This window comes from Streptococcus mobilis, from assembly GCF_059727625.1.
Genome location: NZ_AP041823.1, coordinates 1,706,707 through 1,729,436 on the forward strand (window position 1 = coordinate 1,706,707; position 22,730 = coordinate 1,729,436).

The window sequence follows — 22,730 nt, forward strand, 5'->3', positions numbered from 1 at the left end:
CCTACTTGTCTTTGCTATACTTATTATAGCAAATTATGGTTCCAAATGTCTCAGACGTAGTCCAATAAATAACCGTAGCCCTTTTCTTTCATTTCTGCTTTGGGAATGAAGGTAATAGACAAACTATTGATGCAATAGCGAAGGCCGCCTTTTTCCTTGGGACCATCGGTAAAAACATGGCCCAGATGAGAATTTCCTACACGGCTCCGAACTTCTGTCCGAGTCATATTGAAACTCTTATCCTCCTTATAGATGGCCACATCAGGACTAATAGGCCGACTGAAACTTGGCCAACCACAACCAGAATCAAATTTATCCTTAGAGGAAAAGAGCGGCTCACCGGTCACGACATCTACATAAATACCGGCATCAAACTGATCCCAGTAACGATTGGAGAAGGCCCGTTCGGTATCATTTTTTTGTGTCACCGCATACTCTTCAGGAGATAACTTCTTTTTGATTTCCTCATCGCTTGGCTTAGAGTAGCGACTAGCATCAATAACAGGATAAGAAGCCTGATTGACATCGATATGGCAGTACCCATTCGGATGTTTCTTTAGATAATCCTGGTGGTAGTCCTCAGCCTTGATGAAATTGGTCAGTGGCTCTTTTTCCACTGCTAACGGTTTGTCGTATTTTTTTGCCACCTCTTCAAAGACTTGGTTAATGGTTGGAAGGTCCTCTTGAGAGACATAATAGACACCTGTTCGGTATTGTGTTCCTTGATCATTTCCTTGACGATTCTTCGACGTTGGGTCGATAATCCGGAAATAATGCAGGAGCAATTCTTTCAGAGATACCTTCTTGACATTGTAAGTGATGTGAACTGTTTCGGCATGGCCTGTTTGAGGGACTAATTCATACTTGGTCGTTTCTCCCTTTCCATTAGCGTAGCCTGATACAGCATCGATCACACCTGGAACACGGGAGAAATATTCCTCTACACCCCAGAAGCAACCACCAGCCAAATAAATTTCGCGCTGATCCTTTGGATCAACCGTTTCCTTTGTTTCCTTTTTGGCTATTGGAGTCTGACTCATCGATGCTTTTTTAATCATCTCAGTGCTTGTTTCTGATTGATCCATTCCGTTTGATCCCTTACTAAAGAAAAAGAAACCAATCGATAATAAGGCAATGAGAAGAATAGCAAACACTTTCCATTTTGTTTCCATTGTCTATCTCCTTACTGCATGTTCTCTAAGGTCTTGAGGATATCCTCTTTATTCATATAGCCGATATGACTTTTCGATAAAGTCCCATCACTATTGATAAAGAGTGCCGATGGATAAGACCGAATCCCATACTCTTTTAGCAGCTCCCCTTTACTATCCAGCAAGACTGGGAAATCCTTGTAATCCAAAGACTGGTACCAGTTTTTGAAATCTGCTGCTGATTTTTCGCCATTAAAAGTTGGAGCTACAACGGATAAGACCACATAATCCTTACCTGCCTCTTCTTTTGCTAACTCATTGGTATCCTCTAATGTCGATAAGCAAATAGAGCACCAGGAAGCCCAAAATTTGAGGTAAACTTTCTTTCCCTTGTAATCAGACAAGCGGTAGGTCTTGCCATCCACTCCTTGCAGGCTAAACTCCTTCACTTTCTTGCCAGATGTTTGCCTATCCCCAGCTTTGGCTGTTTGTTGGCCCATATCCTTATTGGAAGTAGCCATTCCTTTACTCGAACAAGCCCCCAAAAGTCCAGTACACAAGATTCCTACAGCTACTAAAGCTAATTTTTTCATCATTATCACCTCTTTAAACAAGGAGAAAGTCATCCTCAGATGACCTCTCCCTTCTTTTATTCCTTGTCTGATTTCATATCCGATGATCCACTCTTTTCGTCTTTCATTTCTGAATCGCTAGATTTCATCTCATCTTTTTTCATATCGTCCTTCATTTCAGAACTGCTGTCAGACATCATAGATGAATCTTTCATGTCTTCTTTTTTCATTTTATCATCGGACATGGATGAATCCTTCATATCATCCTTCTTCATATCGTCCTTCTTCATCATACTACTATCGTCCGTTTTTTTCATATCTGAATCCGATTTTTGACCAGAACAAGCTGCTAAAGTAACGAGGCTAAGCGTAGCAATGGTTAGTGTAAGAATTTTTTTCATGATTTTTCTCCTTTAATCCTTTAAGATTAGTGAAACAAAGATGCGAGGCTATTAAGATTTCCAAGCATCAGCAAGATACCCATCAAGATGATGAGGGCACCACCAATTTTTTTCAAGGTTCCCATGTGGGGCTTGAGTTTAGCAAAATGTTGTAGAACCCAGCTAGAAGCCAAGGCCAAGACTAAGAAGGGTAGCGCCAACCCTAATGTATAGACCAGCATCAGGAAGGCACCTTGTAAAGCACCATCTCCTCCAGAAGCGGCAATGGCTAGAACAGAACTCAAAACTGGTCCGACACAAGGGGTCCAACCAAAACTGAAGGTAACCCCTATCAGAAAAGCATTGAAGAATTCATTGCGCTCCCGATTCTTTTTGAGTTGGATGGTCTTTTGTTTTTGGAGTTGTCTCAGATTGATCACTTCCATTTGGTGAATCCCTAATAAGATCACAATCCCTCCTAGCAGATAGCGAAACCATGGAGCATAAAGCACCTGCCCAAGGGCCCCTGCACCGTATCCTAGAATCAGGAAAACAGTTGATAGACCTGCGATAAAACAAAGAGTTTTCACCAAGCCATACCAAGAAATATCTCTTCCAAAAATCCGAACAGTTTTCACACGTTCAGAATCCAATAGAATCCCTACATAGACTGGCATCAGTGGCAAAATACATGGGGAGAAAAAGGATAGAACTCCCGCTAAGAATACTGAAATGGAAAACAAACTGGTTTGAATCATTTCACTACCTCCCTTTCTTTCTGATACCAGTATAAAGAAAAAATCCCTCTAAAAATAGAGAGATTGATAAGCAAAAACTTGAATTTGATTAGAAGGTGAATCTTCCTATCTGCCAACTCTACCTCGTACTTTCAAGTACGAGACTGATCTAGCAAGATACTTCTACTTCTTCTTCAAATAATCAATAGCGTCTTGAAGGGTCTTGACGGGGACAATTTTCATCTTCGAATGAATTTGTTTCGCTGCTTCTTTAGCTGTTTCATAGTTTGATTTGGCCTTGGGATTGGCTTTCTTTTCTTCTTTGGAAACAGGGTTATTAGGGGCAAAGAAAATTTCTGCTCCTTCTTTATCGGCTGCGACGACTTTCTTGTCAATCCCACCGATATCACCAACCGTTCCATCTTGGTTAATAGTTCCTGTCCCTGCAATATGGCGTCCCTGACGAAGATCTGGATCAGCCACTTGAGTGTAGATGGCTAGGCTAAACATCATACCGGCACTTGGTCCACCAATTCCTTGAGTCGCAAACTGGACAGGAACATCGCCTTTGGCTTCAGTCCGGTCGATCAGGCTAATCCCGATTCCGTTTTTCCCGTTGGACAATTTGATGATTTTTCCGTCTGCGGTCTTGGTTTGTCCATCCTCAATATAGGTCACTGAAACGGGATCGCCAATTTTTTGAGAACCGACATAGTCAATCAATTCTTTGGAACTCTTAAAGGTCTTGCCATTCACACCGGTGACGGTATCCGCAATGTTCAAGATTCCCTTAAAGGTCGAGTCATCTGCTACCTGCATGACATAAACACCAAGAAAGTCCATCTGGGTTTCTTTTCCAGCTGTCTTTAACCCTTGGTAGATGGCCATATTTTGCGAGGTTTCCATATAGAATTGGTTAATCCGCGTAAATTCTTGGCTCGAACTACCGCCTGTCATATCCTTGGCAGAGTAGATATCTGTAAAAGGGGTCGCCCAAGCATAGATCAAATCAGCCGGGGTCGCTTCTTTCACTGCTACGGTTACAAAGTCATAAGATCCTGATTTGGTATCCATTTTTCCATCGACTGTCATGACGGATCGAATGTCTTCTGCCGTTCCTGGCATTTCAATATAATAGGGAAGGCGAATCACAAAAGCAGCTAGCAAGAGGAGCAAGAAGAGAACGCCTGCAATCGGCCATCGGTATTCTTTCAATCGGCCTTTTTTCTTTTTAGGGGTCAAGCTTGGTTTATTCGCTTGTGTCATCTTTGATTTCCTCCATTACACTCTCTGGGACATAAGGTGAGATATCCTGCTGAAAAGCCAGCAACTCTCGAATACGCGTTGAACTAATGGCCTGGTAAGGAGGCTGGGCATAGAGATAAATAGTCTCCAATTCAGGCGCCAACTGGTGATTAAAATAATCCATATTGGCTTCGTATACCAGATCCTGTGCATTGCGCAAGCCCCGGATCAAGGTCACCACGCCAAGATTGCGCGCCACTGTCACAGCCAATTCTTGAGTTGACGTCACAATTTCAACATTTTTCAAATGAGCCAAGGCCCCTTCCACCATGCGCACGCGCTGCTCAATGGAAAAGAGTCCGACTTTTTCCGGATTATAAAAAATTCCGACATAGACACGGTCAAACAAGCGACTAGCTCGCTCGATCAATTGCACATGCCCAATGGTAATCGGATCAAACGATCCTGTAAACAATCCATTTCTATCTGACATATACTGTTACCTTACTAATTCCATAGATTTTTTCTTTCCAGATTCCCACTTGTCCGATTTCCTCAGGAAGTTCTACGTGTTTATCGGTTTCACACACAATCATGATGTCCTCTGACAAGAGTTGACGCTCGCACAAGGTTTCGATGTCGCGGACAATCTCTTCCTTGGCATAAGGAGGATCCAAAAACACCAAATCAAAGGTACCCGTTAGAAGCCCCAAGGCTTGCTTGGCCTCCATTTTTAGCAGTTGAAATCGTTCCTTTTCCTTGGTCATGGCAATATTGGCTGCTACAATCTCCTGCGCTCTACGATCTCGTTCTACTAGAACAGCCTCTGACATGCCTCGAGAAACTGCTTCGATAGAGAGCCCACCGCTTCCAGCATAGAGATCCAGCACTCTTCCACCATCAAAGTAAGGACCAATCATATTGAACATGGCCCCTCTGACCTTATCAGAAGTCGGCCTGGTTGTTTTTCCTTCAAGTGTTTTGAGGGGGCGTCCCCCATAGGTTCCAGATACTATTTTCATAGGGACCATTATACCAAAAAAAATCAGAAAATTGCGATTTGATATGGTCAAGCGACAATTAAAAGAGCCGAGCACTCTGCTCGACTCTTTCTTTCCTTATAGGATATTTTCATATTCATCGCGGACAGATTGAGGCCAGACACTGGTTTGGACTTCACCGATATGTTTCTTACGAAGTAAGAACATAGCCAAACGAGATTGTCCAATCCCTCCACCAATCGTGAGTGGGAAGAGACCATTTAACAAGGCCTTGTGCCACTCTAATTGGAGACGATCCTCGTCCCCTGTAATCGCAACTTGACGGCGAAGCGTATCTTCATCGACACGGATCCCCATTGAAGACAACTCAAAGGCTGAACCTAGAACGTCATTCCAGACGAGGATATCACCATTCAAGCCCTTGTAGCCATTTTCAGACTCAGTTGTCCAGTCATCATAGTCAGGGGCACGTCCATCGTGTGGTTTGCCATCTGCAAGCTCTCCACCAATCCCGATCAAGAAAACGGCTCCGAATTCTTTGGCAATGGCATTTTCACGCTCTTTTGGAGTTAAATCTGGGTAGCGTTCCACCAATTCTTCTGTGTGAACGAAGGTAATTTGTTTTGGAAGAACTGACTCAATATCATAGCGCGCCTCTACTGCTAGTTCTGTTAAACGAATCGCCTTGTAGATTTTTTCAACCGTTTCCTTGAGGTAGGCGATGTTGCGTTGACCATTTGGGATGACTTTTTCCCAGTCCCATTGGTCTACATAAACAGAGTGGATGGCATCTAGCGAATCTTCATCTGGACGAAGAGCCTTCATATGGACAAAGAGACCTTCTCCTTCGCCAAAACCAAAACGTGCCAAGGTATGGCGTTTCCATTTTGCAAGTGAATGCACGACTTCATAAGTCTCATCAGGAATTTGAAGGACCTTTACAGATACCGGATGTTCAATCCCAGAAAGGTTATCCTGCATCCCGTCTCCGACCTTGCTCAAAATCGGTCCTTGGACTTCAATGATGTCCAATTTATCTTTTAAATACTGCGTAAACGTCGTTTTAACAAACGAAATTTCTTTTTGTTGGTGGATAAAACTTTTTTTCATATAGTTCCTCATTTATAGACATTTTAGAAATGATTATACTCTTTTTTCAATCAAAATCAAGTCTTTTCATTCGTTTTCAACTGAATTTTTCTCTTGCAAAAAGGATTCATTTTTGATAAACTATACGTAACTTTTAAAACGTTACATAGGAGAAGCGACATGTTTGATGCAAAAAAACTAAAAGAAAGACGCCTGGAAAAAGGCTTGACCCAAGCAGATGTCTACGAGGATCTCAAGATTTCTCGCAAGACTTACTCCAGTTGGGAGAATGGCTTATCGGAGCCACACGAAAAAAATCTCAGGAGGTTGGCCAAGCGCCTCTCCGTTAAAGAGGACTACTTTATTAACAAAGACTCCGCACTCTACACCTACCCTTTATTAACCCCACCTCATCAAAAGAAAGTCGACCAGTTGGCCAGCCAGTTATTGGAACAGCAGCAAAAAGTTGTTTCCTTGACTGCTTATAAGGTTCTTTCGATTGAACTAGCAGCCGGTTTAGGACACACCTTTTATGACAACGAAACGGACTATGAAACTGTCTATTTTGATCAAGAGATCCAGCACGATTTCGCTTCTTGGGTATCCGGAGATTCGATGGAACCTCTTTATCCCAATGGCTCTGTTGCCCTCATGAAGCAGACTGGCTTTGACTATGATGGGGCTGTCTACGCCCTCATCTGGAATGGAAAAACCTACATCAAGAAAGTCTATCGGGAAGCGGAGGGCTTGCGCTTAGAATCCATCAACCCTGATTACGACGATTTATTTGCTCCCTATGAAGACGAGCCCAAAATCGTCGGCATTGTAGTCGGGCATTTTCTTCCACTCGAGGTTTAAATATGCTATTTGATTATTCACGTGAGCCTCATTCTGATATTGCTTTTGTGGATATGAAAAGTTTTTATGCTAGCTGTGAATGTGTCCGTCTGGGGCTCAACCCCTTGACGACTTCCCTTTGCGTCATGAGTCGGAGCGACAATTCAGCCGGCCTGATTTTGGCGAGCTCTCCCGTTTTCAAACAAGTCTTCGGCAAGAAAAATGTCAGCCGTAGCTACGACCTACCTTTTGACCTCAAAACCAGAAAATTTAATAGCTACGCCGCTAAAAAGCAAGGATTGCCCACAGATCCAGTCTTTATTGCATCCATTGAATCCTGGGCTAAGAGGACCCTGATTGTGCCACCACGGATGAATGCCTACATTCAGGTCAATATGGAGATTCAAAAAGTCTTTCAGGAATTTGCGGCACCAGATGATATTTTCCCTTACTCGATTGACGAAGGCTTTATCGATCTGACTTCTTCTTTAAATTATTTTATTCCAGATTCCTCCCTCTCTCGAAAGGAGAAACTGGATCTCCTTTCTGCCAGGATCCAAAAAAGGATCTGGCAGGAAACTGGAATCTACTCTACCATCGGCCTCAGCAATGCCAATCCCCTTCTTGCCAAGCTAGCCTTGGACAATGAAGCCAAGCATTGCCGAAATATGCGCTCCAATTGGTCTTATGAAGATGTAGAAAGCAAGGTCTGGAAACTGCCCCAGCTTACTGATTTTTGGGGCATTGGACGTCGTACTGAAAAGCGATTGCAAAAGATCGGGATCACGTCTATTGCCGAACTGGCTCAAGCTCACCCAGATCTCTTAAAGAAAGAATTCGGAGTCATGGGTCTGCAACTTTGGTTCCATGCTCATGGTATTGATGAAAGCAATGTCCACAAGCCTTATCGTCCGAAATCACGAGGCATTGGTAACTCTCAAATCTTGCCCTATGACTACCATCTACAAGCCGACATTGAACTGGTGTTTCGGGAGATGGCTGAACAGGTGGCTATTCGCTTGCGACGGAAAAAAAAGAAGACCCAACTGGTCTCCATTCATGCCTCCTACTCCAAAATCGAGGGACTTCCGTCCATTCACTGCCAGCAAAAGATTGAGCCTACCCAATCCACCAAGGTTTTATCCGATACGGTTCTGCGGCTCTTTCGCTCCAAGTACGAAGGAGGCGCCATTCGGCAGATCGGCGTTTTTTATGGAGAACTTGTCGAAGAGTCTCTTCAACTCTTTTCTCTCTTTGATGACCCAGTAACCCTGGAAAAAGAGGAGAAACTTCAGCAGACCATTGACCGCATTCGGGATCAATTTGGCTTTACCTCTCTTCAGAAAGGCTCCTCATTACTAGAAAACTCACGCGCCATTGCACGTAGTAAACTAACAGGCGGACATTCCGCAGGAGGCTTAGATGGATTAACATGATCGACCGTTCTTATCTCCCTTATCAATCCGCCCGCGAATTTCAAGATCGTGGCATGGCCAAATGGGCTGGCTTCTTTTTATCCGAGCACACAACCGCCCTGCATACAAAAGAAATTGACCGCAGTCAGCTCACGGTTCTTCCACTTGCCGAGCAGATCCAGCTGCTGGAGCAGGCCTTTCAACAACAAACGACGATCTCGATTACGACTCTAGAGGGGAATCAATTTGCAACCTACACAGGTTCGATTCACACCTTATCTGCTTCTGAGGTTCTTCTCAAAAGCGACGGCCACTACCACCGTCTCCTCGTAGACTCTATCATTTTTATTGAATCTGAGGAAACACCGTATGAAACCTATTCAGACTAAACACGAATTACAATTTGATTATTTTTCGGAGAATTACCACCAATTTGAGACGGACTTTTACGAGTGGGCCGCTACTTCTACGCCGCTCGTCTTTTTAGAAGACGATATTCTCCACTCTATGGCAGCAGGCCAGCGAAACTACTTTCGTCTTCACCACACCAAAAGTCGGGATCATCGAGACCATTATTTCTATTTTAAGGTTTCCACACTCTCCCAATCACCCCTGACCCGTATTTACGCTTATACAGGACATCACTTACAAAAGATAGATCCTCATCAGACAGAGAAAAAGGATAGCTTGATCTGAGAAGCTATCCTTTTTCTTGATTTATGGAATTCACTACAGTCCTTACGAGTGATTAGAATCCATCTACGTTTGTGTAGATTTTTTGTACGTCCTCGTCGTCTTCAAGAACGCTGTAAAGTTTTTCAAATGTTTCCAAATCTTCACCTGACAACTCAACTTCTGATTGAGGAATCATTTCCAATTCTGTTACTTGGAATTCTTCGACACCTGATTCACGCAAAGCAACGATCGCTTTGTGAAGATCAGTTGGTGCAGTGTAAACAGTGATTGTTCCTTCTTCTGCTTCGACATCATCTACATCAACATCTGCTTCAAGCAAAAGCTCAAAGATGGCATCGGCATCATCACCAGCAAAGACGATAACACCTTTGTTGTCAAAGAGGTAAGATACAGAACCTGAAGCTCCCATGTTCCCACCGTTTTTACCAAAAGCAGCACGGACATTGGCAGCTGTACGGTTAACGTTTGAAGTCAAAGTATCAACGATCAACATCGAACCATTTGGTCCAAATCCTTCGTAACGTCCTTCTGTAAAGGTTTCGTCAGTGTTTCCTTTTGCCTTATCGATCGCTTTATCAATCACGTGTTTTGGCACTTGCGCTTGTTTAGCACGGTCAATAACGAATCTCAAAGCAGTATTTAGTTCTGGATCTGGTTCACCCTTTTTAGCAGCTACATAGATCTCCACACCAAATTTAGCATATACTTTTGAGTTGGCACCATCTTTGGCAGTTTTCTTGGCAACAATATTGGCCCATTTACGTCCCATGAGGATTCTCCTTAAATTTTTTCAAATTATTTTCAATCTTTTATATTATATCACAAATCACAAGACTTGGAAGAGTTTTTTGCGTATCCTTCCAATTGGAGTTGCTCGACTATTCACCCTTTATTTATCTTCCACCCTCACTGGCACCCGGCCCCAGATCTGTTCTGGCAGTTGGGGATGGCCTAGTTGATACACCTGATCCGCTTGTTGGGTCAAAGCATCCCAAGGTTCCTTACCAATTCGGGTCACGATTTCTACTGATTTTTTCAAGCCTTTGAGATGAGCTTGTCCCTTTGCGGAAAAACCTAAGACATGAATGGCGTCGGGAAGGGCTTGTTCCGTTGCCCCTACCAAGATGTAGGTCAAGATGCGGCGCACTCGCGCCTTAGTATAGCGCTTGGTTGCGACTTTCTCCACCATGTCTTCCACAGAACTAGCACTTCGAACCACATCCTTTAGCCGATTGACCAGTTCTTCATTGACCTGAAAAATCTGTGTCAGATCTGGATGGGTTAGGATTTGATAACGGAGCAGTTGGTCAAAATTCTCCCAAGATACCTGTGGAGCTGACTGAAAGAGTTGACTATTGGGCATGAATCTAGCGACAAAGTCCTGATCTTCCTTGTGTAGGCGTAGACTAGTCGCAGAAGCATAGGCCACTTCTTTTTCTTCTGAATGGTAGCCTGCTCCCTGGCGTTGAATAGGCTTGAGCGCAATTCCCTTCCCAGCACAAGCCTTGGCATAGGCCAAACCCAGGATATGATTGGGAGTATCTCCTGTGAACTCCACTCCAGCAAAGGTTTCCCACATTTTTTGGGTCTTTTGTGGATAGGATAAATCGTCTGAAAGACTTCGCAGGAAACCTTCCATTTCCGTTTCTTTCTCCGAATAAACAGTCGCAATTGCTTGGTAATCTAAGACCTCTTCTGTCCCAAAAGTCAATTGGTTGATTCCTAGGCGAGATAAGATTTCTACCGCTCCCTTGGCAAAATGGTCAGCCGACTGAACAGCCACGAGAAAGGGGAGCTCGACCACCAGGTCCGCTCCATTTTCCAAAGCCATCTGCGTGCGAATCCACTTGTCTACAATGGCAGGTTCGCCACGTTGAACAAAATTCCCAGACATGGCAACAATCTTCAGCCCTTCTGCCTGTTTGAGCAGGTACTTGTGACCATTGTGAAAGGGATTAAATTCTGCAATAATACCTGTAACTGTCATGTTTTCCTACTTCTGTGCTACAAAAAACCAACGTTTGCTGGTCTTTGTTGGCTCTTTGTCTTCAAAATCTGCATACAATTTGAAAGATTTAAAGCCAGCCTGCTCCAATAAGATGTCATAGGTTAAAACTTCATAAGTGCGTTCCTCATGAACTTCATCGTGGCGACTAAAGCTGCCATCCTCTTCTTGGACAAAGAAGGTCAGCTCATGGACGATCGAGTGAGGTGCCGCATCCTCATAGGTATCCCAGAGCATGGCAAAGTCTTCGGCATTTTCGTGGTAGGAATAGCCTGGGAAAACCTCATCTGTCTGGTAGGTCGAATGGACATCAAAGATAAAGACCCCATCTTCATTAAGGGCATTGTAGACTTCTTTAAAGACGTCTCCTACTTCCACCTCGTCCTGCATGTAGCAGATAGAATCCGAGTAGCAAGTCACGAAATCATAAGTGCCTGCTTGCGACAGGTCCAGCATATTGCCCTCGATAAAATCAATCTTCTGCTTAGCTGAAGCCGCTCTTTTTTCAGCAATTTTCAGCATGTCAGCACTCAGGTCTAATCCTGTCACATCAAACCCAGCTTGAGAAAAGCGAACAGATTGAATCCCTGTCCCACAAGCCAATTCCAGTAATTTTTTCTTATCTTTTGTTTTTGGGAGATGGCGGAGGGAAAAATCCGTCCACAAATCATACAGACTGTCATCCATGACCGCATCGTAGACCGCCGCAAACGTTTCATAAGTCGCCATATTCATGATACCAAGTCCGCCCGTAATCCGATAGAAAATTAGGAGCACGACGATGGAGCTAAGCTCCAAGGAGAGCTATCTATTTTCCGAGGATTACAGGACGGGTTCAAATCCTTTCTAAGATACAAAGAGCCTTAAAAGCATAGAGAAAATAGGAGACTTTCTGCCGTATCGTCAGATACAAAGGAAGTTACTCTTTTTCTCACAGCTTTTAGCTCGTGTTCAATTATCAAATTAACCAAACACGAGGCCCCATCCTTTCTTTCCATAGAATTTCAATTTAACCAACAAAACTCAGTTGCTACCAACTGAGTTTACCTGCTTATGCTAAGGCTGCTGAAAGATCGACAGCACTTGCTTCGTGCCATAGCTTTTCTAGGTTATAGTGGGCACGCATTTCTTCTGAGAAGACATGGACCACTACACCACCTAAGTCAAGAAGGACCCAACCTCCAGCTGAATCACCTTCGACGTGGCTGGCATTCCCACCAGCTTCAATGACCTTCTCGCGAATATTTTCAGCAATAGCCTCCAATTGGCGGCTGTTCATAGAGCTTGTGATGACAAAGTAGTCTGTCACGCTGGTCAAGCTTTGAACATCCAAAGCGACAATGTCTTCCGCACGCTTTTCATCTGCTGCTTTGACAACTAGTTCAAGTAGTTCTTTTTCTTTCATGTAATCCTCTTTCCTTAAAAAATTGATTTGTAATCTAAGACATCCGCAAAACGTTCTGCCCAAATATTTTCATAAAATTCATTAAGCGTTTCTGCCGGAATATCCTCTCCATCAAAGGTTGTGACAGCTCCTTCTGGAATGACCAGCTTGTAGCCGTATTCAAATCCCACTTTGACGGATGTATCGACACAATATTCTGTCTGCATACCACACAGGACCAGTTGTTCAATCCCTTGTTGATCCAAGTACTCTTTTAATCCTGTCTCTTTAAATATGCTATTGTATCGCTTCTGAAATACCTTTTCATTCTCTTGTCTTTTCAACAGAGGAGATAATTGCCAATCTTCCGAAGTTAAAGCCTCTGGCGTTTCAATATGCTGCATGTAGATGATTTCAATCTGCTGTTTTCTAGCCTGATCTTGCAAATAAGCGATCTTCTCTAAGAGCTTTTCTGTCTCAAAACCTGTTTCCACTAGGATATTTTGTACATCAATAATGATAAAAGCTGTCTTCACTCACTGCTCCTCTTTCAAATACTTCACAAAGGCGTTATAGGTTTCAAGGGTTTGGGGATAAATGGGCAATCCTTGGTGGGCTAGGTGTTCGACCGTGCGAGCCGTCTCATAGGCCACGGCACGATCCAAAGAGACTTGGGCGATATCACGTGCTTGATCTACCCCTGGAAAGGTCCGGTTGTGCTCAATGTAATCAGCCACATAGACAATCTTGTCTAAGGTCGACATCTGTCCACTTCCCACGGTGTGAATCTCAATACTGCGAAGAATGGCTGGATCTGTCAGTCCGAGGTCTTCTTGGATCTTGTAAATCCCGACCATCCCATGCCAGACATTGTTGCCCCAGTTTTTTAATGCTGGATCCAGCTCATAGCGATCGATCAAGTCCAGAAATTCCTGATCTGATAATTTCTTGGCGTAGTCATGTAACAAACCTGCTAGGCCAGCCTGCTCTTCGTCAGCCCCATAGCGTTTGGCCAAGTCACGCGCAGCCTTCTCAACTCCTAAACAGTGAGTTAGCCGCTTTTCTGGCAGGATTTGGCGCATTTTTTCAAGCAAGACCTCACGAGAAAAGCCTAGATAGTTTTCATAGGTCATTGATACAATCCTTCTTTCTTGATGTAGTCCAAGACTGGTTTTGGCAACATAAAATTCGGCGTCCGGCCTTTGGCCACAAAATCACGCACCATACTAGAGGAGATGTCCATTAGAGGAACATCCACCCAGATCACCGGATAAGAAGTCCCTGCCTTATAGCGTGGTCGCTGTACCCCGACAAATTGTACAATCTCCACCAATTCATCGATGCGGTGCCATTTTGGTAAATAATCCACCATATCTGCACCAATAATGAAGTAATAATCTGTGTCTGGATCGCGTTCATTGAGCAAGAGCATGGTGTCATAGGTATAGGAAATGCCTTTCCGTTCGAGCTCGATCGTCTCGATTTCCAGACCTTCAATGCCTTCAATGGCTAATTCCAGCATCTTAAGGCGATGATGCTCTGCAATCGTCCCCTTGGCATCGACATGCGGCGGCTCATACTCAGGCATCAAGAGCACCTTATCTAACCCTAATTGTTGGCGCACTTGATCCGCAACGACCAAATGGGCATTGTGGACCGGATTGAAATTTCCACCCAAAATACCAACTTGTTTGCGTTTCTTGTCTTTGATCTCTGGCTCTAACTCTACCTTGGTAAAGGGAGTCAATAGTTCAATTGCCATAGGTTTGCTCTCCTCGATGTCCTAAATTTCTTTTACCTTCGCTGAAATTTTACGATTTTCTTTTTTGCTTGATTGTTTGAACAAGATGAGAATCCGACCAATCTTTTGGACAGTTTCCACACCGATTTCCTCTTCCAAGATTTCTGCTACTTCATGGATATTCTCATCCGTATTTTGAAGAAGAGTCACCTTGATCAGTTCGCGCGCATCAAGCGCTTGGCGCACACTGGTTTTGATTTGGTCATTGAGCCCATTTTTCCCTATTTGGATAATGGGTTTGAGGCTGTGGGCTTGGCTATTGAGGAAAGCCCGTTGTTTAGATGTTAATGTCATGTTTTTTCATTGTTTCTTTTTTGATACTTTTCTGATGTGGTGGCGGTCGTCAGCGACCTCCTAGCGGAGTTCCATGACTTAAATTTGAGCCTAAAGTCTCAAATTTTCCGCGCCTAAGTAGTAAAATATCTACTTAGGCTTTCACCACAGCGAAAAGTATCCTTTCTAGGCTCGTTGCACTCGCCCAGTCTATAAAGAAACTATTTCCTTTCAAATTTTTAAATGATAGCTTTGCGGGTAACGACGGCAACGCCTTCTGGTGCCCAGACGGCTACTTTGGCTTCTCCATTGACGCGGATCCATCCGAGTCCTGAGATGACGAGGTCTGTCTTGTCCTTGATGGTAAACTCATGAGAAACCAAGGGTGGGAACTCTTCTTTTTCCTTGCTATTAGGGGGTGTTAATAGACCACCGACATGCTTGTCATAAAAGGCGGTCGCTCCTTCGAGCTTAGTTCGGTGAAGCTTGAGTTCGTTGTCAAAAAAGGCGGTGAAACCTTGCTTTTCTCCCTTGATAAAGTCAAAGCGTCCCAGACCACCCAAGAAGAGGGTTTGCTCTGGATTGAGCTGATAAGTCTTAGGCTTGATTTCCTTTTTAGGGCTGACATACTTGAGATTTTTTGCTGTCAAGTAATGAGCCATCTGGTGACGATGGATAATCCCTGGTGTATCGTAGATGTAGGATCCATCGTCCAATGGAATTTCGATCTTGTCCAGTGTCGTTCCTGGGAAGCGAGAAGTCGTGATGATATCCTTATCCCCAGTGATTTCTTGGATAATCGCATTGATGAGGGTCGATTTCCCAACGTTAGTCACCCCCACCACATAGACATCACGTCCCTTGCGGTACTGCTCAATCTTTTCCATCAAGTCCTTGATCGCGCTCTTGTTTTGAGCAGAGGTGAGGACCACATCGACAGGACGCATCCCCTCTTCGTGGGCCCGCTCCATCAACCAATGGGTCACCTTGCTATCCTTGACAGACTTAGGCAAGATGTCTTTTTTGTTCCCGACCAAGAGGACATCATTTCCTGCTACAAAGCGTGGTAGGCCAGGGATAACGGAGCCATTAAAGTCAAAAATATCCACTACATTGACCACGAGTGCATCACTATCTCCTACCTCGTGAAGGAGCTTTAGAAAATCATCATCTGTCAGATGCACATCTGTGATTTCATTGTAGTGACGCAGACGGAAACAGCGTTGGCAATAGACTTCGCCTGTTTCCAAGCCCTTTTCAAGAGCTGATTGGGGAGTATAGCCTAGCCCTTCTTTGTTTTCTGTCTGAATGGGGGCTCCACAGCCAATACAGAATAATTCTTCCATTTTTAAATTCCTTTTTTATATACAATTTGACCATATTTTTCGGCCATTTGCTTCATAACCCGGCGTTCACGCGCCCGGTTGATCTGCGTCTTGATCGAGTCATGCTCGACCAAAGGCTTGACCAAAATCGAACGAATGCCTGCACGATGGGCTGCCCGAATATCGGTCATCAGTTGATCCCCGACCATGACTACTTCATTTTTCTCATAGTGGAAACGTTTGAGGGCACGATCAATCCCAAAAGTAAAGGGCTTGAGTGACCAGGCTTCATAGTCAATATCAAATTTCTCAACAGCGCGCTTGACCCGTTTGGGACTATTATTAGACACCACAATAACCCGAATCCCTCCATCACGAAGGTCATGCAACCACTGGCGCATCTCAGGAGTTCCATCCGGATTATTCCAAGCAATCAAGGTATTATCCAAATCCACAAGGACCGCCTTGATACCCTGTTTTTTCAAGTCTGCAACGGTGAGATCATAAGCTGCTTCCACCGCAAAATCTGGTTTGTAATTTTCGATTGACACGTTTTTCTCCATTTTTTATACTCCTTTCATTGTAGCATAAAAAGGCCCATTTTGCACCCGCTTCACGACTAAAACAGCGACAGACTCCAATCAGGTCGCTTTCACTACTCAAAAAATAGACAAAATCCTTACAAAGTTCCAAAAACATGATATAGTAGAAGAAAAAGAACTCGGAATTTTTTATGAAACAAACAAGCTTAAAAGAGGTCTCTCCTCTTCTCCAGCGCATCATTAATTGGTCGTCTATCATTGGGGCCCTCGGGACCTTGGCATTTTGTATCTGGGCCTACTTTTCTGGCATCCTTCAATCCAAGGAAACTCTGTCTGCCTTTATTTTGCAAGCAGGTATTTTTGGACCACCTCTCTTTATCTTTCTTCAGATCCTTCAGACAGTGGTCCCTATTATTCCCGGCGCCCTGACATCTGTAGCAGGTGTCTTCATCTATGGTCATATTATCGGGACCATTTACAATTACATCGGGATCGTCATTGGCTGTGCCATAATCTTCCACCTAGCCAGAATGTACGGGCCTAAGTTCGTCCAATCCATGGTCAGCCAGAAGACTTACGACAAGTACATTGGCTGGCTCAATGAAGGCAAGCGGTTCGATCGCTTCTTTATCTTCATGATGATCTGGCCGGTTAGTCCCGCTGACTTCATCTGTATGCTGGCAGGTCTGACCAATATGACCTTCAAACGCTACATGACCATTATTATTCTCTGCAAACCTATCACCCTCGTCATCTACACCTACGGCCTGACCTATATCATCGATTATTTCTGGAAAATGGTCTAAAAATAGATTACTTAAACTTTTTCTCTTACAGAATCATACAAAAAAACACGGCATACCGCCGTGTTTCTGTGTTTATTTAACGAGTTTCTTCATCTCATCGATACGTGCGACTGTCGCGTTGTACTTCGCTTGGTAGTCGGCTTGTTTGTCGCGTTCTTTTTGGACGACTTCTGGTTTGGCATTGGCTACGAAGCGTTCGTTAGAGAGCTTCTTACCAACCATATCCAGTTCTTTTTGCCATTTGGCTAATTCTTTTTCAAGACGAGCCAATTCTTCTTCAACATTAAGAAGGTCAGCAAGTGGCAAGTAGATTTCTGCCCCTGTGATGATGCTGGACATAACCAAGTCAGGTACTGCTACATCTGCTGCAATTTCCAAGTGTTCTGGGTTTGTGAAGCGTTTGATGTAGTTGACATTATCATTGAAGAAAGCATCAAGCTTGCTGTCGCTTGTCTTAATCAAGATAGTGATTGGTTTGCTTGGTGCTACGTTCACTTCTGCACGTGAGTTACGTACTGAGCGAATCACGTCTTTAAGAGCCTCAACGCCAGCTGCAGCTTCTTCGTTTTCAAATTCTGGACGAACTACTGGGTATTCCGCAGTCACGATTGTTCCTTCAGAGATTTGGCCGTAGATTTCTTCGGTTACGAATGGCATGATTGGGTGAAGGAGACGCAAGATTTGGTCCAAAGTGTAAAGAAGGACAGAACGAGTGATAACTTTTTCGTCCTCGTTATCGCTGTAAAGCACTTCCTTAGTCAACTCAACATACCAATCCGCAAACTCATCCCAAATGAAGTTGTAGAGGATGTGACCAGCTACACCAAATTCAAACTTATCAAAGTTTTCAGTGACCTTACCGATCGTTTCATTGAGGTTGTGGAGAATCCAACGATCTGTTACGTTACCTGCTTGGCCAGCAGCCACTTTAGCTACATTTTCACGTGCCGCATCCAAGGTCAAACCTTCATTGTTCATGAGGATATAGCGAGAAATGTTCCAAATCTTGTTAATGAAGTTCCAAGACGCATCCATTTTCTCATAAGAGAAACGCACGTCTTGACCTGGTGCAGAACCATTTGAAAGGAACCAACGAAGGGCATCGGCACCATATTTCTCGATAACATCCATTGGGTCAATACCGTTACCGAGTGATTTAGACATCTTACGTCCTTGCTCGTCACGAATGAGACCGTGGATAAGGACATTCTTAAATGGTTGGCGTCCAGTGAATTCCAATGATTGGAAGATCATACGAGACACCCAGAAGAAGATGATGTCGTACCCTGTTACCAAGGTTGACGTTGGGAAGTAACGTTTGAAGTCTTCTGAGTCGACATCAGGCCAGCCCATAGTTGAGAATGGCCAGAGGGCAGAACTGAACCAAGTATCCAAGACATCTTCATCTTGCTTCCATCCGTCGCCTTCTGGTGCTTCTTCACCGACATACATTTCACCCTCAGTATTGTACCAGGCAGGGATTTGGTGACCCCACCAGAGCTGACGAGAAATAACCCAATCGTGGACATTTTCCATCCATTGAAGGAAGGTATCGTTGAAACGAGGTGGGTAGAATTCTACTTTGTCGTCTGTATCTTGGTTGGCGATAGCATTTTTCGCCAATTGATCCATCTTCACGAACCATTGCGTAGACAAGCGTGGCTCAACCATAACTCCAGTACGCTCTGAGTGACCAACTGAGTGGGTCATCTTCTCAATCTTAACAAGCGCACCGATTTCTTCTAACTTCTTGATAACAGCCTTACGAGCTTCAAAGCGGTCCATGCCGTTGAATTCACCAGCCAATTCATTCATGGTACCATCATCGTTCATAACGTTCACTTGCGGAAGATTATGACGTTGACCAACCAAGAAGTCATTCGGGTCGTGGGCAGGAGTGATTTTCACCACACCAGTACCGAATTCAGGGTCTGCATGTTCATCCCCAACAATTGGGATTGGCTTGTTCAAGATTGGCAAGATAACATTTTTACCAATCAAATCTTTATAACGGTCATCATTTGGGTTAACCGCTACGGCAGTATCCCCAAACATAGTCTCAGGACGTGTTGTTGCTACTTCAAGGGCACGTGAACCGTCTTCCAACATGTAGTTCATGTGGTAGAAGGCACCTTCCACATCCTTGTGAATAACCTCGATATCAGAAAGGGCTGTACGAGCTTTTGGATCCCAGTTAATGATAAATTCACCACGGTAAATCCAGCCCTTCTTGTAGAGCTCTACAAAGACCTTACGAACGGCTTTTGACAACCCTTCGTCAAGCGTGAAACGTTCGCGAGAGTAGTCTACAGAGAGCCCCATCTTACCCCATTGTTGCTTGATAGTAGTGGCATACTCGTCTTTCCATTCCCAAACCTTATCGAGGAATTTCTCACGCCCCAGGTCATAACGAGAGATGCCGTCTTCAGCCAAACGGGCTTCTACTTTAGCTTGAGTGGCAATACCAGCATGGTCCATACCAGGAAGCCAAAGTGTATCGAAACCTTGCATCCGTTTTTGACGGATAATGATATCTTGCAAAGTTGTATCCCAAGCGTGACCAAGGTGAAGTTTACCAGTTACGTTTGGTGGTGGAATAACGATTGAATAAGGCTTCGCCTTTTTATCGCCTGAAGGCTTGAAAACATCTTCGTCAAGCCATTTTTGGTAACGACCAGCCTCAACCTCGGCTGGATTGTATTTAGGTGAAAGTTCTTTAGACATGTGTGTGTCCTTTCTCTATTGTTTTTATTTTTTCTTGAATCTGCTTTGCAACTTCTTCTGCGGACATATTCGTATTATCAATTTTAAGGTAGTGGTGAAGACCACTCGGTTGCTTTTGGGAATTAAGTTGATTCATTTTATCAGTCTCTAAAATCTCTCTTTCAGATACCTCAACATACCGTTTCAAGGGCTTATACTTCAACCGATTCTCCGTCCGATTTCGACGTAAGCGCTCCTCAAGAGACGTTTCTAATTCAACAAAAAGAATCTCTTGATGATACTCATTTAACAAATCTTGAATATTCTTCAAATACATCAGCTGGTATTGATTTGAAAAGTCAATTACGCCTGTTAAAATCACCGACCGATGATTCCTGGCGCTTGTTCCAAGAAAAGAAAAGTTAATTCCACGAACAAATTCCCACATTTCCTCTGTAAAATCTTGATAGATTTCGAGTGCGAAATCAATTGGTTGATGGTTGAAAAAGAGAGTCGCACCGGTGAGTTTCGAAAGTTCCTGACCAATGGTCATTTTCCCTGAAGCTGGAGCTCCAATGATGAAAACATGCATCAATCCACCTCCCACTCACTCTTCAGCAATCCATATATCAGACTGTCACAGCGGTTACCTTGAGCATCTTTGCGGTCTCGGATACGAGCTTCAAGGGTAAATCCTAATTTTTCCGCAACTCGTTGACTTTGGATATTGTAGCCAAAGCAAGACAATTCTATCTTATGAAGCCCCAGTTCTTTAAAAGCTAAATCAATCAAAGCATGCGCTGCTTCTGGTACATAACCTCGTCCCCAATAATCGGGGTGCAAGGTATAGCCAATCTCAAGTACATCATCTTCGTGGCGATGGTTGAAATCAACAGAGCCGACGATGTTATCGGTTCCTTTGACCACAATGCCATAACCATCTGGAAGATTATCCTTTTGATTGCGCTCTGGAAGGATATGTTCTAGGTAATAGATCTCATCTTCCAAGGTCTTGACGGGCGGAAAGCCCGCTGGATAAGAAACCTCTGGGAGACTAGCGTAGGCATAGATATCCTCAGCATCCGCCACTGTACGGACTCGTAAAACGAGACGCTCCGTTTCGATTCGTTCGGGCAATTCAGTTCTTGTCATCCTTCTTCCTCGCTTTCTTGATGAAGATTCCCATAGGATCGACTCGGTCATCTAGATAACGATAAACGCGCTGATGGCCGTCCCCCATAAAGTAAGTCGGCGCAAAACGATCATTTTTAAAATACCCCTTGTCATCTAAGAGCTCTCGATCAGCCAGTCGCTCGAGAATCTTAGCAAAGATATGGCAGATACCATCTTCCTCTATAATCCGATCTACCTGACAGTCCAATACGACTGGACAAGCCTCCAAAATCGGTGCATGGGTCCGTTCAGAAATCTTGTAGTCAAGCCCCAGGTGTTTCAACTTTTCCCGATGGCTGATAAAGCCAGCCTGCTCCATCTCAAGCATGAGATGTTCAGTAGGAATGTTCACAGTAAACTGTCGATAATGCTTAATCTGGTCAGCCGCATTTTCCTCAGCACCAACCCCGATGACAAGCCAATCACCCAGGCTATAAGAGGAGCTACAGGTCGTGATATTATGCCCAAAGTTCTGGTCCTGATACCCTAAGATGAAGATAGGAAAACCATAATAGAGTTTGCTGGTTTTAAAAGATTGTTTCATGACAAGCTCCTTTGGCTAGGGGTGGAAAAGAAAAATCGCCCCTGCCATCTACATGACAGGGACGAATGTGTTTATCCGCGGTACCACCCAATTTCGGGCAGCGCCCGCAACTTTGTATATTTCATTTTCATCCATTAGCTACCAGTTTTGACACATTTGTGGACTTCTCAGCACCGCCACTTTCTGTAAAATGTGGGACTCAAAACACCTCTAACAGGTTCATTTTATCAAGTTTTCCTGGAAATAGCAAGAAATCACAAAAGCGATTATTTAAACTTGACACCAAGTTCTTGCAATTTTTTGATAGTAGCTGGGCCGATTCCTTTAAGGGCCAACAACTCTTTCTCTGTCCAGTTTGCGAAGTCCGCAACAGAGCGAATACCTTCATCATAGAATGTTTGCGCACGATCAAGTGCCACACCTTCCAAACTTGCAGCAAATTCTTCCACTGAAGAAGCCACTTGTTTCACTTCTTTCGCTACTGCTTTTGTAGCTTTCTCAACTTTTTTAGGTGCTTCTTTAACAGCTGCAGTTACAGTTGCGACAGCTTTTTTCAAAAGATGTCTATTTTGATGTTTGTATTGTTTCGCACGGTTTACGTTCTTCTTTGCCATTTTTCCTCCTAAATTCAGTGATCAATTCCTAAGGCAACAAGGTTTCATCACCATAATTCCATTCAATAATCCGTTGATGTCATTTCAACTTTTTTATTGTATCACAATCCCTTAAAAAATCAAGTCATTGCTCAATTTTCAGATAAATCCAGCCAGTAAAACGCCTTCAATAAGACCATTTTAATATTTTCTTTTACCAAAGAGGCCATCTGGTAAATCATGAAATCCTTTTCCAGCATGGAAATTTTCAAACTTCCCTTGCAAGAACTGATAAGCATCCAAACGGCTTTCATAGCGAATCATCGCGATTTTAGCTCGTTCATCCTGGTCTTCATCAAAAACCTTCTTACTTTCTTCTAGAGCCATTTCATTGATCATGACCTGGGTCTTGATCCACTCCTCAAACTCCTTCATAAACTCTGTTTCGTAACTCATCT

At 43.8% G+C, this 22,730-nt stretch carries 29 protein-coding genes; 5 read left to right on the forward strand and 24 right to left on the reverse strand.

Annotated elements, in window-relative coordinates; genetic code table 11:
• Positions 1-50: 50 nt before the first annotated feature.
• The 8 genes from msrB to asnA all read right to left on the reverse strand — a co-directional run bounded on the left by msrB (position 51) and on the right by asnA (position 6,196).
• The gene (msrB, locus tag AC6IZR_RS08110; protein WP_497848418.1) at positions 51-1,172 is read right to left on the reverse strand and encodes a peptide-methionine (R)-S-oxide reductase MsrB; all 1,122 of its coding nucleotides are present in this window, start codon (positions 1,170-1,172) and stop codon (positions 51-53) included.
• 11 nt (positions 1,173-1,183) lie between these two features.
• Entirely contained in the window at positions 1,184-1,744 is a 561-nt protein-coding gene (locus tag AC6IZR_RS08115; RefSeq protein WP_497848946.1) for a redoxin family protein, read from the reverse strand.
• A 56-nt stretch (positions 1,745-1,800) separates the two neighbouring features.
• Positions 1,801-2,124, reverse strand: coding sequence for a hypothetical protein (locus tag AC6IZR_RS08120; RefSeq protein ID WP_070586393.1), 324 nt, complete (start codon positions 2,122-2,124; stop codon positions 1,801-1,803).
• 26 nt (positions 2,125-2,150) lie between these two features.
• On the reverse strand, positions 2,151-2,861 hold the full coding sequence (gene ccdA2 / locus AC6IZR_RS08125; RefSeq protein ID WP_070586392.1) for a thiol-disulfide oxidoreductase-associated membrane protein CcdA2: 711 nt from the start codon (positions 2,859-2,861) through the stop codon (positions 2,151-2,153).
• Between the two features lie 162 nt (positions 2,862-3,023).
• The gene (locus AC6IZR_RS08130; protein WP_031575886.1) at positions 3,024-4,106 is read right to left on the reverse strand and encodes a SepM family pheromone-processing serine protease; all 1,083 of its coding nucleotides are present in this window, start codon (positions 4,104-4,106) and stop codon (positions 3,024-3,026) included.
• A complete protein-coding gene (gene coaD / locus AC6IZR_RS08135; RefSeq protein WP_070586391.1) occupies positions 4,090-4,578 on the reverse strand; it encodes a pantetheine-phosphate adenylyltransferase in 489 nt (162 codons plus the stop codon). Before coaD ends, AC6IZR_RS08130 begins: the two co-directional genes overlap by 17 nt.
• Positions 4,568-5,107: a 16S rRNA (guanine(966)-N(2))-methyltransferase RsmD gene (gene rsmD / locus AC6IZR_RS08140; RefSeq protein WP_037607783.1), complete on the reverse strand. Its 540-nt coding sequence runs from the start codon at positions 5,105-5,107 to the stop codon at positions 4,568-4,570. Before rsmD ends, coaD begins: the two co-directional genes overlap by 11 nt.
• A gap of 96 nt (positions 5,108-5,203) precedes the next feature.
• Entirely contained in the window at positions 5,204-6,196 is a 993-nt protein-coding gene (asnA, locus tag AC6IZR_RS08145) for an aspartate--ammonia ligase (protein WP_003005888.1), read from the reverse strand.
• A gap of 159 nt (positions 6,197-6,355) precedes the next feature.
• Between asnA and AC6IZR_RS08150 the strand changes: the two genes are divergently transcribed.
• Genes AC6IZR_RS08150 through AC6IZR_RS08165 form a run of 4 tightly spaced genes read left to right on the forward strand, consistent with a single transcriptional unit; the run spans position 6,356 to position 9,123 of the window.
• Positions 6,356-7,033: a helix-turn-helix domain-containing protein gene (locus AC6IZR_RS08150; RefSeq protein ID WP_070586390.1), complete on the forward strand. Its 678-nt coding sequence runs from the start codon at positions 6,356-6,358 to the stop codon at positions 7,031-7,033.
• 2 nt (positions 7,034-7,035) lie between these two features.
• The gene (locus tag AC6IZR_RS08155; protein WP_480993228.1) at positions 7,036-8,448 is read left to right on the forward strand and encodes a Y-family DNA polymerase; all 1,413 of its coding nucleotides are present in this window, start codon (positions 7,036-7,038) and stop codon (positions 8,446-8,448) included.
• On the forward strand, positions 8,445-8,816 hold the full coding sequence (locus tag AC6IZR_RS08160) for a hypothetical protein (RefSeq protein WP_070586388.1): 372 nt from the start codon (positions 8,445-8,447) through the stop codon (positions 8,814-8,816). Before AC6IZR_RS08155 ends, AC6IZR_RS08160 begins: the two co-directional genes overlap by 4 nt.
• Positions 8,797-9,123, forward strand: coding sequence for a DUF5960 family protein (locus AC6IZR_RS08165; RefSeq protein WP_070586387.1), 327 nt, complete (start codon positions 8,797-8,799; stop codon positions 9,121-9,123). Before AC6IZR_RS08160 ends, AC6IZR_RS08165 begins: the two co-directional genes overlap by 20 nt.
• Before the next feature lie 52 nt (positions 9,124-9,175).
• Here the strand turns inward: AC6IZR_RS08165 and AC6IZR_RS08170 are convergent, their stop codons facing one another.
• The 10 genes from AC6IZR_RS08170 to AC6IZR_RS08215 form a co-directional block, all read right to left on the reverse strand.
• A complete protein-coding gene (locus tag AC6IZR_RS08170) occupies positions 9,176-9,892 on the reverse strand; it encodes a YebC/PmpR family DNA-binding transcriptional regulator (protein ID WP_003005873.1) in 717 nt (238 codons plus the stop codon).
• A gap of 120 nt (positions 9,893-10,012) precedes the next feature.
• On the reverse strand, positions 10,013-11,110 hold the full coding sequence (locus tag AC6IZR_RS08175) for a nucleotidyltransferase (protein ID WP_070586386.1): 1,098 nt from the start codon (positions 11,108-11,110) through the stop codon (positions 10,013-10,015).
• 6 nt (positions 11,111-11,116) lie between these two features.
• On the reverse strand, positions 11,117-11,857 hold the full coding sequence (locus AC6IZR_RS08180; protein WP_277754530.1) for a class I SAM-dependent DNA methyltransferase: 741 nt from the start codon (positions 11,855-11,857) through the stop codon (positions 11,117-11,119).
• A gap of 322 nt (positions 11,858-12,179) precedes the next feature.
• Positions 12,180-12,533 (reverse strand): ribosome silencing factor, encoded by a 354-nt coding sequence (gene rsfS / locus AC6IZR_RS08185; protein WP_049474402.1) that lies wholly within the window; start codon positions 12,531-12,533, stop codon positions 12,180-12,182.
• A 14-nt stretch (positions 12,534-12,547) separates the two neighbouring features.
• Complete coding sequence (locus tag AC6IZR_RS08190) at positions 12,548-13,048, reverse strand: cysteine hydrolase family protein (RefSeq protein WP_070586384.1); 501 nt, start codon at positions 13,046-13,048, stop codon at positions 12,548-12,550.
• On the reverse strand, positions 13,049-13,645 hold the full coding sequence (yqeK, locus tag AC6IZR_RS08195) for a bis(5'-nucleosyl)-tetraphosphatase (symmetrical) YqeK (RefSeq protein WP_049506414.1): 597 nt from the start codon (positions 13,643-13,645) through the stop codon (positions 13,049-13,051).
• Positions 13,642-14,274, reverse strand: coding sequence for a nicotinate-nucleotide adenylyltransferase (locus tag AC6IZR_RS08200; protein ID WP_003012335.1), 633 nt, complete (start codon positions 14,272-14,274; stop codon positions 13,642-13,644). The genes yqeK and AC6IZR_RS08200 overlap by 4 nt, the downstream gene beginning before the upstream one ends.
• 21 nt (positions 14,275-14,295) lie before the next feature.
• Complete coding sequence (gene yhbY / locus AC6IZR_RS08205) at positions 14,296-14,607, reverse strand: ribosome assembly RNA-binding protein YhbY (RefSeq protein ID WP_003005853.1); 312 nt, start codon at positions 14,605-14,607, stop codon at positions 14,296-14,298.
• 218 nt (positions 14,608-14,825) lie between these two features.
• On the reverse strand, positions 14,826-15,932 hold the full coding sequence (yqeH, locus tag AC6IZR_RS08210; protein ID WP_049472983.1) for a ribosome biogenesis GTPase YqeH: 1,107 nt from the start codon (positions 15,930-15,932) through the stop codon (positions 14,826-14,828).
• A 2-nt stretch (positions 15,933-15,934) separates the two neighbouring features.
• A complete protein-coding gene (locus AC6IZR_RS08215) occupies positions 15,935-16,462 on the reverse strand; it encodes a YqeG family HAD IIIA-type phosphatase (RefSeq protein WP_497848947.1) in 528 nt (175 codons plus the stop codon).
• Between the two features lie 182 nt (positions 16,463-16,644).
• Here AC6IZR_RS08215 and AC6IZR_RS08220 point away from each other — a divergent pair, with 182 nt between their 5' ends.
• Complete coding sequence (locus AC6IZR_RS08220) at positions 16,645-17,259, forward strand: TVP38/TMEM64 family protein (protein ID WP_003011758.1); 615 nt, start codon at positions 16,645-16,647, stop codon at positions 17,257-17,259.
• 72 nt (positions 17,260-17,331) lie between these two features.
• On the opposite strand, the gene AC6IZR_RS08225 is transcribed toward AC6IZR_RS08220, so the two are convergent.
• From AC6IZR_RS08225 to AC6IZR_RS08250, 6 genes are all read right to left on the reverse strand, one after another.
• Positions 17,332-19,983: a valine--tRNA ligase gene (locus tag AC6IZR_RS08225; RefSeq protein WP_497848419.1), complete on the reverse strand. Its 2,652-nt coding sequence runs from the start codon at positions 19,981-19,983 to the stop codon at positions 17,332-17,334.
• The gene (locus AC6IZR_RS08230; RefSeq protein WP_497848420.1) at positions 19,976-20,554 is read right to left on the reverse strand and encodes an AAA family ATPase; all 579 of its coding nucleotides are present in this window, start codon (positions 20,552-20,554) and stop codon (positions 19,976-19,978) included. The genes AC6IZR_RS08225 and AC6IZR_RS08230 overlap by 8 nt, the downstream gene beginning before the upstream one ends.
• The gene (locus AC6IZR_RS08235; protein WP_497848421.1) at positions 20,554-21,114 is read right to left on the reverse strand and encodes a GNAT family N-acetyltransferase; all 561 of its coding nucleotides are present in this window, start codon (positions 21,112-21,114) and stop codon (positions 20,554-20,556) included. Before AC6IZR_RS08235 ends, AC6IZR_RS08230 begins: the two co-directional genes overlap by 1 nt.
• Positions 21,101-21,679 (reverse strand): flavin reductase family protein, encoded by a 579-nt coding sequence (locus tag AC6IZR_RS08240; protein WP_497848422.1) that lies wholly within the window; start codon positions 21,677-21,679, stop codon positions 21,101-21,103. Before AC6IZR_RS08240 ends, AC6IZR_RS08235 begins: the two co-directional genes overlap by 14 nt.
• Positions 21,680-21,945: 266 nt before the next feature.
• A complete protein-coding gene (locus AC6IZR_RS08245) occupies positions 21,946-22,293 on the reverse strand; it encodes a helix-hairpin-helix domain-containing protein (RefSeq protein ID WP_061455275.1) in 348 nt (115 codons plus the stop codon).
• Positions 22,294-22,473: 180 nt separating this feature from the next.
• Entirely contained in the window at positions 22,474-22,728 is a 255-nt protein-coding gene (locus AC6IZR_RS08250; RefSeq protein WP_070594357.1) for a DUF1912 family protein, read from the reverse strand.
• Between the last annotated feature and the right edge of the window lie 2 nt (positions 22,729-22,730).

Coding starts and splice junctions, on each gene's coding strand:
- msrB (WP_497848418.1), bottom strand. CDS start 1,172: ATGGAAACAAAATGGAAAGTGTTTGCTATTCTTCTCATTGCCTTATTA.
- AC6IZR_RS08115 (WP_497848946.1), bottom strand. CDS start 1,744: ATGAAAAAATTAGCTTTAGTAGCTGTAGGAATCTTGTGTACTGGACTT.
- AC6IZR_RS08120 (WP_070586393.1), bottom strand. CDS start 2,124: ATGAAAAAAATTCTTACACTAACCATTGCTACGCTTAGCCTCGTTACT.
- ccdA2 (WP_070586392.1), bottom strand. CDS start 2,861: ATGATTCAAACCAGTTTGTTTTCCATTTCAGTATTCTTAGCGGGAGTT.
- AC6IZR_RS08130 (WP_031575886.1), bottom strand. CDS start 4,106: ATGACACAAGCGAATAAACCAAGCTTGACCCCTAAAAAGAAAAAAGGC.
- coaD (WP_070586391.1), bottom strand. CDS start 4,578: ATGTCAGATAGAAATGGATTGTTTACAGGATCGTTTGATCCGATTACC.
- rsmD (WP_037607783.1), bottom strand. CDS start 5,107: ATGAAAATAGTATCTGGAACCTATGGGGGACGCCCCCTCAAAACACTT.
- asnA (WP_003005888.1), bottom strand. CDS start 6,196: ATGAAAAAAAGTTTTATCCACCAACAAAAAGAAATTTCGTTTGTTAAA.
- AC6IZR_RS08150 (WP_070586390.1), top strand. CDS start 6,356: ATGTTTGATGCAAAAAAACTAAAAGAAAGACGCCTGGAAAAAGGCTTG.
- AC6IZR_RS08155 (WP_480993228.1), top strand. CDS start 7,036: ATGCTATTTGATTATTCACGTGAGCCTCATTCTGATATTGCTTTTGTG.
- AC6IZR_RS08160 (WP_070586388.1), top strand. CDS start 8,445: ATGATCGACCGTTCTTATCTCCCTTATCAATCCGCCCGCGAATTTCAA.
- AC6IZR_RS08165 (WP_070586387.1), top strand. CDS start 8,797: ATGAAACCTATTCAGACTAAACACGAATTACAATTTGATTATTTTTCG.
- AC6IZR_RS08170 (WP_003005873.1), bottom strand. CDS start 9,892: ATGGGACGTAAATGGGCCAATATTGTTGCCAAGAAAACTGCCAAAGAT.
- AC6IZR_RS08175 (WP_070586386.1), bottom strand. CDS start 11,110: ATGACAGTTACAGGTATTATTGCAGAATTTAATCCCTTTCACAATGGT.
- AC6IZR_RS08180 (WP_277754530.1), bottom strand. CDS start 11,857: ATGGCGACTTATGAAACGTTTGCGGCGGTCTACGATGCGGTCATGGAT.
- rsfS (WP_049474402.1), bottom strand. CDS start 12,533: ATGAAAGAAAAAGAACTACTTGAACTAGTTGTCAAAGCAGCAGATGAA.
- yqeK (WP_049506414.1), bottom strand. CDS start 13,645: ATGACCTATGAAAACTATCTAGGCTTTTCTCGTGAGGTCTTGCTTGAA.
- AC6IZR_RS08200 (WP_003012335.1), bottom strand. CDS start 14,274: ATGGCAATTGAACTATTGACTCCCTTTACCAAGGTAGAGTTAGAGCCA.
- yhbY (WP_003005853.1), bottom strand. CDS start 14,607: ATGACATTAACATCTAAACAACGGGCTTTCCTCAATAGCCAAGCCCAC.
- yqeH (WP_049472983.1), bottom strand. CDS start 15,932: ATGGAAGAATTATTCTGTATTGGCTGTGGAGCCCCCATTCAGACAGAA.
- AC6IZR_RS08220 (WP_003011758.1), top strand. CDS start 16,645: ATGAAACAAACAAGCTTAAAAGAGGTCTCTCCTCTTCTCCAGCGCATC.
- AC6IZR_RS08225 (WP_497848419.1), bottom strand. CDS start 19,983: ATGTCTAAAGAACTTTCACCTAAATACAATCCAGCCGAGGTTGAGGCT.
- AC6IZR_RS08230 (WP_497848420.1), bottom strand. CDS start 20,554: ATGCATGTTTTCATCATTGGAGCTCCAGCTTCAGGGAAAATGACCATT.
- AC6IZR_RS08235 (WP_497848421.1), bottom strand. CDS start 21,114: ATGACAAGAACTGAATTGCCCGAACGAATCGAAACGGAGCGTCTCGTT.
- AC6IZR_RS08240 (WP_497848422.1), bottom strand. CDS start 21,679: ATGAAACAATCTTTTAAAACCAGCAAACTCTATTATGGTTTTCCTATC.
- AC6IZR_RS08245 (WP_061455275.1), bottom strand. CDS start 22,293: ATGGCAAAGAAGAACGTAAACCGTGCGAAACAATACAAACATCAAAAT.
- AC6IZR_RS08250 (WP_070594357.1), bottom strand. CDS start 22,728: ATGAGTTACGAAACAGAGTTTATGAAGGAGTTTGAGGAGTGGATCAAG.